Genomic DNA, 7,329 nt, shown 5'->3' with positions numbered 1-7,329 from the left:
ATAATTCTAGGTCGGTAGCTTAATTTAAAATAAACAATTACTAAATTTACCATTGTTCGTGTTTCTTAATGGTCTTTTTGTTGTGCATTAAAATTGATAACTGTTTTTTTGAATTTATAGTTGACTTTAATTAGCTGGTCTTTATATAATAGAATTAATAATATTCTAATTTAAAGGAGGTTTGAATTTTATTGAACCTTAATTGATTTAAACATAAAGGATTAACGCCATCCACTTAAATGTTTTATTTCCGATGTTTTTCAAAGAATGTTCTTCACCATCATTAGTAATCAAAGCATCTCCTGGATATACTTTTTTAACTACTCCATTATCCGTAACTTCACCCTCGCCTTCCAAGAAATAATAGATCTCAATATCTCCTTCATGAACATGGCTACCCACAGAGCATCCTGGTTCAAGTTCCATGAATCCATAAAGTCTACCTTTATCACACAGTCCTTTCTGATCAGTTATATGTGTAGTTTTTGATATCCCAATACCACCCTTATTTTTATCTACTTCTGTGACGTTTAAAACTTCCTTTTTATATAACATAATATCCCTCCTTGTGTAATCTAGTTATAAAGCCCCTCTATTTATATTCGTTAGTTGTTACTTATTTACAACATTTATTGGATTACCATCAATATATGCCTTTAAGTTGTCTACGCCTATATCCATTAGGCGCTTCCTTGATGCAACCGGTGCCCATGATAAATGCGGTGTTATAATACAGTTTTTAGCTTCTAATAAACTATTGTTTTCCCTAATAGGTTCTTCAGACACAACGTCAACTCCAGCTCCTGCTACTTTGCCACTCTCTAATGCAGAGGCCAAGTCTTCTTCGTTAATAAGGAGTCCACGTGAATTATTAATAATTATAACTCCATCCTTCATCTTTGAAATACTCTCTTTATTTATCATTCCCTTATTGCTATCAAATTGAGGACAATGTAACACTATCACATCTGATTTTGCATATAATTCATCAAGTTCAACATACTTTAACGACTCAGTTTCTAAAGAACGGTCTTTCATTTCATCATAGGCTATTACGCTAAGGCCCATTGCTTGTGCAATTTTAGCAGTAGCTTTTCCGATTCTTCCAAGACCTATAATACCCATTGTCTTACCATCCAGTTCAATTAGTGGATAATTCCAGAAGCAATAATCCACACAATTACTCCACTCTTTATTTTTTACAGCTCTATTATGTTCCCCAACATGGTGACAAATTTCAAGAAGCAATGCAATTGCTGTCTGAGACACTGCCGCCGTTCCATAACTTGGTATATTTGTCACGACTATACCTAAATCTTTAGCTGCCTTCACATCAACAACATTATACCCAGTTGCAAGAACACCTATAAATTTAACATTGGGTAAATTCTTTAGTATTTCTCTTGTCAATGGTGTTTTATTTGTAAATATAACTTCCGCATCGCCAACACTCTCAATGATTATTTCTGTTTCATTAGGATCACTGGTTACTCTATCATATACTTTTAACTCTCCTAATTGTTTCAGTCCTTCCCAGCTAATATCTCCAGGATTCAACGTATACCCATCTAACACAACCATTTTCATAATTACCCCTCCAATATTTTTTTTAAAGTTAGTTTAATCCTGTGCAACTGATTCAGAATTGGCAGAATTGAGTTTAGCTCTTTTTTTCTCATTTCTCTTTGCAATATAAGTTGTCAAAATCGGTGTTAAAATAGCAGTTGTAACCATTGAAGCCGCCACTAACGGGGTTGCTATAAGTGCTGCACTTGTTAATGTTGGATCAACTGCAGCTACAGCTGCTGGTGTACCTACTGCGTTGCCAGCCGTACTTGAACATGCTGCACCCGCAACACCTGTCCCACCGGTTGCTTTGTCTACGAAAATATTTATTATCCCTCCAAGCCCCACTGTTAATAACCCTAGTAAAACTCCAGGAAGACCCGCTTTTAAAACTGTACTAAAATTGATGTTTGATCCGAGGGCAAATGCCATAAGCGGAATCATAATAGTTCCACCTTGGGTAAGCATTACTTTCATCTCTTCATCTAAGTTTCCTAGTATCATTCCAATAACTATAGGTATAATTACACCTACTAGCGACCAAAATGGTATTGTTGCTATGCCTGCTGTACCTAAAGCAATCATTGTTAAAAACGGTCCATCATTAATAGATACAATAGAAATTGCACCAACTTCTTCTTTACTTCCGAATTGTGCCGTTAATGCTGCAAATAAACCGCCATTTGTATTCGTCATAGCAGAAATAATTGCCAGTGTAGAAATACCAAATATACCATTTGCTCCAAAAAACTTGGCTGATAAAAGCCCAATCGATACACCAACAACGAATTTTGAAACAGTGATAGCTGCCCCTGTTTTCAATGCCTTAGGTGCAGACTTAAAAGTCATTCCAGCCCCCATACACAATAGGAACCCACCAATAAATGCATTATGATTTTTCACAATAGCAGTTACAAATCCACCAATTTCAAATGCTTCTGGAAAGAAAGTGTTGATAAGTGCACTCAAGAATATGGGTATAATCATCATACCACCAGGTACTTTTTCAATTGTCTTTTTAATCTTCATTAAAATCCCCCCATTTCTAAATTAGATTGTAGTATTTTGCGTATTACATCACAATAGAAAAACTAGAAACTTCAGTTTTATGCCTTAATTGTTCCTCCTTCTTTATTTGATATATATCCCATATATGTATAACATAAGCAATAAGTATGCCAAAGTATAAACCCACATTCCATGTGCTTTTAAATAAATTAATATACGCTACCGTATATTAATTATGCGGTAGCGTATATTAATTATACATAGCGTATGTTTTGCATATATTTTCTAATTTTTTATTCAAGGTAACTCTGGTAATACCTAGCCTTTGTGCTGTTCTTGTCTTATTATAGCTTTCTTGCTCTAAAACTTTTTTTACAATTCTAATGTTTATTTCTTCTAGGCTTCCGTCTAAAAAATCCCCTTCATAATGTTGTTCTTTATCTTGTGGTTTTTCTCTACAATTAAATTCACAAAATAAATTTTGCAGATACTCAGCATCCAAACTACTATCCTCTGCAATTACTACCATTTTCTCAACAACATTTTCTAATTGCCTTACGTTTCCTGGCCATTTATAATTCATTAATAAATTTAATACTGAATCGTCTAATTTAATTAATTTCTTTTTGTATGCTATAGAATAGTATTTCAAAAAATATCTAATCAAGATAAAAATATCTTCTTTTCTCTCATGCAAACTTGGAATATTAATGTTTAAAATATTAAGTCGGTAAAACAGGTCTTCTCTAAACTTACTCATATTTACCTCATCTATTAATCGCTTATTGGAAGCAGCTATAATTCTTACATTAATCAGTATCATTCTCTCTCCACCAAGCCTCATAATTTCCTTCTCTTGTAACACTCTTAAAATCTTAGCCTGAACATTTATATCCATTTCTCCAATCTCATCCAAAAATAGTGTTCCATTATGAGCTAATTCAAACATTCCCTTTTTACCACCCTTTGTTGCTCCTGTAAAAGCACCTTCATCGTAACCAAAAAGTTTGCTTTCAAGCAAGCTACCGGGTAGAGCCGCACAATTTATTGCGATAAATGGACCTTCTGATCGATCACTAGCATTATGAATGGACTGGGCAAACATCTCCTTGCCTGTTCCACTTTCTCCATAAATCAGTATAGTTGAATCCACCTTCGCATATTTTAGAGACATTTTTATTGTACTTTTAATAGAATTACTGTCCCCAATAATATCTTCGAATTTACTTTTGGCCACCAATCTCTGCGTAGCCAAAGTCCTTCTGATTTTCTGTTCTAACTCTTGAATCTTTGTAACATCACTAAAAGCTATAACTCCACCCTTAATCATACCCTCAACAAAAATAGGTGTTTTATTTACTGCAAGCACCACATCTTTAACTTTTTGAATATGATTAATTACACAGTCACCAGACTCTATGATATCGTTTACATTAATAGTTGGTAGAACTGTAGAACAATCTTTTCCTATAGCATCTTCTTTAGAAATGCCAAATATTTTTTGTGCAACATCATTAAAAATAATAATTTGCTTTTTTTCATCAGTAACAACAAAACCCTCATTTGAAAGTTCCAATATGGCATTTAGTCTTATATTTTTTTCTCTTTCTTGTAAAATGGCCTCATATATTTTTTTAGCCTCTCCAATAGCACTCAAAATAGCTTCTTTTCCTGATTTTATGAGTTCGTACTTAATTCCTCTTTTTTTTGCAACTCTCACTGCAACTGTATCACCTATTACTATATCCACTCCTATCTTACATGCAATGTCTACTTCTTTTTCTATTTCTTCTTCTAACACAACAGGAAAGTAACTAATTGATAAATCCATAATTTGTTCTAATGCATTCATTCCTGAGATAACATTATCAGATCCTATAACCGCCATTTTTTTATTTTTATGTTTATAAATTGTACGAAGTAAATCATACGCACTTACTTCTATTTCAACTACAGGAATATCAATTGAATTCCTTATGAGTTTTGCAGTCCCACCTCTGCAAATAACTACTTCTATATTTTCATTTGCATATTTTTTTACTTTCTCTACACCATCAAGCAGGTCTCCCGAGGAGACAACTTCAATATTAAGACCATATTCTTTCACGATTTCATCTGTTACATGCTTAAGTTCATCATATGTGGCAACAAACAATATTTTGGAAAACATACTCCTCCCCCTTATTACAGTATAAATTTTCTATTATTACTATTATTTACATTAAATATAATATTTAACATAATACAATTAAAATTCGTCAAAAAATCAATAATCCCTTCTTATTTTTTGAAATAAAACAGTTTATTATTAGCAAAAAATAGATAGCTTGCACACTATCTATTTTAGAATTTATTATAAGTATTTTATAATTTTGCCCATGCCAGATTTAATACCCTCTTCGCATTTGCTATAACTAAATCAGGATCTTCATCCCCATATGGTTTTACTTCAAAACTCAAAAATGGTCTCTTTTCTTCATTTAAGAAACCAATATCCATAAGTACTCTTAAATACTCAACTAGTTCATCAACATCATTTTCTCCACCTGGAAATCCAAATCTTGGGTGATTATCCCCATAGCCCGGAAGCGATGAATCTTTTACGACGCAATTCCCTATATGAGCATGTACCAAATAATCTTTTATAGGAAGTATTGATTCTTCTGCTGTTTCTCTTATAAGTGGGAGATGACTTAAATCTACCATTAGACCAAAATTATCATGTTCTTTTCTTATATCTTCAGCATATCTTTTAGCTAGACTCACAGGTCCAACTAATGCTTTTTTATCTACATCATAATCAAATATTTCATGAACTATCATTAGGTTTCCCTTTGATTTTGCATATTTACAAATTTCTTTTGTTGATTTTATTAAAGACACATAGGCTTCTTCCTTTTTACTTTCTTCATATTTACCACTTAGAAAAGCCAAGCCTGTAGCTCCCATTTCATAAGCTTCATCTATGCCTTCTTTAATTGTTGCAACGGCTTTTAGTCTGCCCTCTTCATTAATGTCATTTATATTAAGCCCAGTGGTTAAATGTCTAGGTTGAGCTCCATAAGCTACAGAGAGATGAGATGTCTCTATTATTTTTTTTGCCCTTTGTCTTACATCTTTGTCCTTTATCCATGTGATTTCAACTGCATCAAAATAGTCATCTAAGGCTATCTTTTTTAATGTCTCTTCTATAGGGCCCTCTCCTTTAATACAACTTGGATAGGCCATAAAATGGATTAACCCCACTTTCATATATTTATGAATTGATTCGTTCATATTTTACCTCCATTTAGTTCTTCCTTAAATATTATGGCCTCGATCTCTACATCAACATCCTTAGCTAATTTAGCCTCTACACACGACCTTGCTGGTTGCTTATCTGTAAAATATGATGCATATACTTCATTCATTTGGCTAAATTGTCCCATGTTTTTAATGTATACGGTTACTTTGGCAACATCTTTTAAACTGCATCCAGCCTTTTCAACAATTGCTTTAAGATTTTCTAAACATTGAGCTGTTGCTTTTTTAATATCTCCATATAAAACTTCTCCTGTTTCAGGAACTATAGGAAGTTGTCCTGATGTAAAAAGAAAATTACCAACCTTTATTCCCTGTGAATATGGTCCAATAGCAGCAGGAGATTTCTCTGTAACAATAACTTCTCTTATCATACCTATCCCTCCAAATTTATTAATAATATGTTACTAAACACAATTTAATGCCTTTAAAAATAGTAAACCATCACTAATTGTTGCATTTAACAGAAGTTTGGATTCATCAATTCACCTCTTTTTTTTGTTCAATTCTTATTTATAATATTTCTAGAATGAAGTAAATATTACTTAATTTTTCGTTACAAATATACATTGAACTGTTTATTAGAAAGTAAAACTTGCTCACTTAAAGTTTTATTCCTATTTCTAAATTTTATTTCATGATACAAATGAGGAATTGCTTGTATTAAGTCTTTAAACTATTAAAATCATTATCAAAGGATTCATCTATCTCTGATATTAAACAGCCTATTTCACAGCAATTTTTATCTTTTGAAGCCAGTTTGCACAAAAGCTCATTTCCCACCTCTTCAAAAAATATTTCAATTAAGATGTTAATCTTCTGACTCTTTTCTCCAATATTCGATCAATAATTACAACTGTAACTAACACTTCAATTGGGATAAATGCTAAGTCTTCAGTCATAAATAATAATATATTGTGAAGATCTTTAAAAATAATAAATCTTCCACCAAGAATTAATTCTTAGTGGAAGATTTTCACTATGCTACATCAACTATATTACTATCAGTAGTAACTATTTTAGCATCTTTCTTGCCAATTAAGTTACCACTAGATGATTCAAAAATGTTCTTTGCAATAACTAAATACATATCCTTTTCGCTACTTTAAATTATTTAACTTTCACAGCATATATATACTCTTCCAGAAGTTATTGAGGTTTTTTTTAATATAATCAATGATTTCGTTCAAAACTAACCATTAATATTCTACCTTTATAAGTTGTTTTATATGAGATATTATTTACTATATTATCTTTATAAAAATCAACATCAACTCTTTTACTAAATAGAAAAAACATATCAGTAGTTTTTTTAGTCCTATCAAGCAATATTATATGTATATCTTTGCTTTTATTCATTAATATTTTATTACTATTAAAAAAATCTATAATACACTTAACTTCTTTCTTTCCTTTAAAAAACCAACTACTTCCAACCATTATAGGTATAGCTTT

At 31.8% G+C, this 7,329-nt stretch carries 8 protein-coding genes; all 8 read right to left on the bottom strand.

The genetic code is table 11. The features are described 5' to 3' along the window. Positions 1-207: 207 nt before the first annotated feature. Positions 208-555, bottom strand: coding sequence for a cupin domain-containing protein (locus JJD95_RS19030; protein ID WP_291644911.1), 348 nt, complete (start codon positions 553-555; stop codon positions 208-210). A gap of 57 nt (positions 556-612) precedes the next feature. Then, the gene (locus JJD95_RS19025; protein ID WP_291644909.1) at positions 613-1,587 is read right to left on the bottom strand and encodes a D-2-hydroxyacid dehydrogenase; all 975 of its coding nucleotides are present in this window, start codon (positions 1,585-1,587) and stop codon (positions 613-615) included. 33 nt (positions 1,588-1,620) lie between these two features. After that, positions 1,621-2,595 (bottom strand): 2-keto-3-deoxygluconate permease, encoded by a 975-nt coding sequence (locus JJD95_RS19020; RefSeq protein ID WP_291644907.1) that lies wholly within the window; start codon positions 2,593-2,595, stop codon positions 1,621-1,623. A gap of 229 nt (positions 2,596-2,824) precedes the next feature. After that, entirely contained in the window at positions 2,825-4,744 is a 1,920-nt protein-coding gene (locus JJD95_RS19015) for a sigma 54-interacting transcriptional regulator (RefSeq protein WP_291644905.1), read from the bottom strand. A 194-nt stretch (positions 4,745-4,938) separates the two neighbouring features. Further along, on the bottom strand, positions 4,939-5,850 hold the full coding sequence (locus JJD95_RS19010; protein WP_291644903.1) for a TIM barrel protein: 912 nt from the start codon (positions 5,848-5,850) through the stop codon (positions 4,939-4,941). Then, positions 5,847-6,248 (bottom strand): RidA family protein, encoded by a 402-nt coding sequence (locus JJD95_RS19005; protein WP_291644897.1) that lies wholly within the window; start codon positions 6,246-6,248, stop codon positions 5,847-5,849. Before JJD95_RS19005 ends, JJD95_RS19010 begins: the two co-directional genes overlap by 4 nt. Before the next feature lie 605 nt (positions 6,249-6,853). After that, the gene (locus JJD95_RS19000) at positions 6,854-6,964 is read right to left on the bottom strand and encodes a DUF2922 family protein (protein ID WP_291644894.1); all 111 of its coding nucleotides are present in this window, start codon (positions 6,962-6,964) and stop codon (positions 6,854-6,856) included. An 83-nt stretch (positions 6,965-7,047) separates the two neighbouring features. Further along, positions 7,048-7,329, bottom strand: a 282-nt coding sequence (locus tag JJD95_RS18995; protein WP_291644893.1) for a hypothetical protein, incomplete at its 5' end; no start/stop codon positions are given.

Source organism: Clostridium sp., from assembly GCF_016650035.1.
Classification (GTDB): domain Bacteria; phylum Bacillota; class Clostridia; order Clostridiales; family Clostridiaceae; genus Clostridium_AD.
This window is presented reverse-complemented; position numbering and strand designations above follow the sequence as displayed.